Source organism: Sandarakinorhabdus sp., assembly GCF_031422795.1.
Lineage (GTDB): Bacteria > Pseudomonadota > Alphaproteobacteria > Sphingomonadales > Sphingomonadaceae > Sandarakinorhabdus.
In genome coordinates this window covers 1-1,921 of sequence record NZ_JANPML010000428.1, presented here as the reverse complement: position 1 = coordinate 1,921, position 1,921 = coordinate 1, and the positions used below count along the sequence as shown (strand labels likewise).

Genomic DNA, 1,921 nt, shown 5'->3' with positions numbered 1-1,921 from the left:
GCAGCCGCAGCAGCCACGTTCCCTGCAAGGCATCCACGATCAGCAGATGGTCGCCACCTTCGTGGTCGTGATCATGGTTGGTGCGGACGCCGCCAATCCGCGACGCGCGTCCGATCAGTTGCAGCAGCTGATCAAGGGCGTTGAAGATCGCCTGGTTGGGTGGGTGCATCCGGACGCCGAAGGCCAGGCGACAGCGCACGCCGGATCGGCGCTGCTGTCGATCGCCGACGGCCGGCTTGAATGGGCGCTCCGATTCCGCACACAGCGCCGGATCAGAAAAGCGGTTGAACAGTGACCGGCGTTATCGCCGGGCAAAGGGCTGCGCGCGCGCGTGGCAGGGCAAGCAGGGAGAGGACTTAACATGGCTGAACAGACCATCGAAACGCCCACTGGCAAAGGCTCGGATTTGCCAGCCAATCCAAGCTGGTTCGACATGGAACGGCATGTCCACACCGGTCGCGGCGTCTATGAGCGCGAAACAGGGCTCGGCCTGGCCGAAGACGGTCTGCCGATCTCGGCAATGGAGCGGGCAAGGCGACTGGCTGCCGCCGGCAAGAAAAGCGACCCGCTGGGTCATGCCGGTGAGGGCTTGATCGCTGCCGAAGCGCTGGCCCTGAAACAGGAAGAGGGGCGCGCCGCCGAAGATGCGGCCGCCAAGTCGCCGGCCGTTGAAACCCCGGCCGCCAATCCTGCCCGGAAGGAAAAATAATGCCCAACAACAGTCAGATCGTTCTCGCCAAGATCGAGGGCACCTATGGCGTGGACAGCGCCCCAGTGCCCGCAACCGATGCCCAGATCATCTATGACTGGGAACCGCAGCCGATGCAGTTTGACGAAATCCGTCGGCGCATCGATCGCGGCTTTGCCGGCCGCCGGCCCAAGGTCAAGACACGCGGCCGCCAGGGTCATGGTTTCCGTTTCGAGCTGGCCGGCAGCGGAACGGCGAACATCGCCACTCGCTGGGGCAGCGTCTGGTTGCGGGCCTGCATGTTTGGCGCGCCGGTGCCCAACGGTGCCATCGATGTCAGCTATCCGCTCGAAACTGTCGGCGACGGATCGAGCCTGACCCTTTATGGCCATAAGGGCGATGCTGGTACCGGCTATGTGCGCATGCGCACCCAGGGCCTGCGCAGCAATCTGATCCTGAATTTCACCGAGGGCGATTTCCCCTATGGTGCCATGGATGGCATCGGCCTGCTCAACCAGGTGCCCGATGGCACTGCGATTGGCGCGCCAACCTTGCCGGCGCCGCCGGCGCCGGTGGAGGTGAACTCGGTCAACACCACCTTCACCCTGGGCGGTTTTGCCCTGTTGCTGCGCAGCTTCGAATTGAACCTGGGCATGAAGACGTCGTATCGCAGCCTGGTCGGCCAGCGGGCAGTGATCTTCGATACGGCGGAGGACGGCGATCGCCGTTCGGCCGGCGGCACGATCGTGGCCGAGCTGCCCGATCCGTCGGTGCGCAATTACTTCACGGAAGTGACGACGCGCGCCGATCTGGCGCTGTCGCTGGTGCATGGCACGGTAGCCGGTAACATCCTCGATCTGACCAGCGCACGCCTGCAGATCGATGAGCCGACGTTCAGCGTCGAGCAGAACCGGCTGATGATGACCTGCAATTACGATCTCATCCCCTCGGCTGCTGGCAACGAGCTGGTGCTCAAGACGCGTTAAGCCACAGGAAGGCATCTGATATGACCGCCCCGTTCGTTTTGACCAAGGAGCCGGCACATTGGTGGCCGGTGGTGATGACCCTGCCGGCCGACGGCGGCACTGTGGCGGAGCATCGCCTGGACCTGAAGTTCGTCCGCCTTGGCATCGCTGATTTCAAGGGCATGTGGCAGGGCGCATTCGATGACGCGGCGGCGCTAGTCTCTGGCCGGACGCCGCAGCCGCGGACGGCCGACGACGTGGCGGCGCG

The 1,921-nt window shown here is 64.4% G+C and carries 4 protein-coding genes; all 4 read left to right on the top strand.

The genetic code is table 11. The features are described from left to right. Positions 1 to 295 (top strand): hypothetical protein (locus RMO81_RS14735; protein WP_310476667.1); only part of this gene is annotated, 295 nt, incomplete at its 5' end. 66 nt (positions 296 to 361) lie between these two features. Continuing rightward, positions 362 to 709 (top strand): hypothetical protein, encoded by a 348-nt coding sequence (locus RMO81_RS14730; protein WP_310476666.1) that lies wholly within the window; start codon positions 362 to 364, stop codon positions 707 to 709. After that, positions 709 to 1,674, top strand: a complete 966-nt coding sequence (locus RMO81_RS14725; RefSeq protein ID WP_310476665.1) for a hypothetical protein — start codon at positions 709 to 711, stop codon at positions 1,672 to 1,674. The genes RMO81_RS14730 and RMO81_RS14725 overlap by 1 nt, the downstream gene beginning before the upstream one ends. A gap of 20 nt (positions 1,675 to 1,694) precedes the next feature. Next, positions 1,695 to 1,921: hypothetical protein (locus RMO81_RS14720; RefSeq protein ID WP_310476664.1), on the top strand; the 227-nt coding region annotated here is incomplete at its 3' end.

Coding starts and splice junctions, on each gene's coding strand:
- RMO81_RS14730 (WP_310476666.1), top strand. CDS start 362: ATGGCTGAACAGACCATCGAAACGCCCACTGGCAAAGGCTCGGATTTG.
- RMO81_RS14725 (WP_310476665.1), top strand. CDS start 709: ATGCCCAACAACAGTCAGATCGTTCTCGCCAAGATCGAGGGCACCTAT.